The 433-nt window shown below is 42.7% G+C and carries 2 protein-coding genes; both read right to left on the bottom strand.

Annotation, left to right across the window (positions count from 1 at the left end):
• Positions 1-143, bottom strand: a 143-nt coding sequence (locus Tmeso_RS17230) for an ATP-binding cassette domain-containing protein (RefSeq protein WP_145993187.1), incomplete at its 3' end; no start/stop codon positions are given.
• A 2-nt stretch (positions 144-145) separates the two neighbouring features.
• Positions 146-433, bottom strand: a 288-nt coding sequence (locus tag Tmeso_RS15995) for an iron chelate uptake ABC transporter family permease subunit (protein ID WP_145993186.1), incomplete at its 5' end; no start/stop codon positions are given.

The following is a 433-nucleotide window of genomic DNA, read 5'->3' as shown; positions in this document are numbered from 1 at the left end:
ATACTTCTTAATAACGTCGATTTGCCTGACCCATTGGCACCAATCAGACCAACCGTTTTTTGAGCTGGTACTTCTAAGGAAACCTGACGCACAATCGACTGATGTGCCACTTCTATCTCAAGATTTTGAATGGATAATTTCATCTTTAGCCCCCAAAACTGTACCCTTTTTTGATGATAATGTAGATAAATAAGGGTGCGCCAATCATCGCTGTGATAATCCCAATCGGGAGTTCCACATTATGGATTAAAATCCGAGAAATTAAGTCCGCCCAAATAATGAATAAAGCACAACAGAAAGCTGTCAAGGGGAGCGTCAACTTGTGGTCACTCACGAACAACCCACGAACAATAAGCGGCACGATGAGACCGAAAAAGCCAATAATACTTGAATTGGCGACGATGAGCACTGTTGTCAACGAGGTCATCGCCAT

It is taken from the genome of Tepidibacter mesophilus (assembly GCF_002724055.1).
Classification (GTDB): domain Bacteria; phylum Bacillota; class Clostridia; order Peptostreptococcales; family Peptostreptococcaceae; genus Tepidibacter_A; species Tepidibacter_A mesophilus.
Note: the sequence above shows the minus strand (reverse complement) of the source record. Positions and strands in the feature narration are given on the sequence as shown.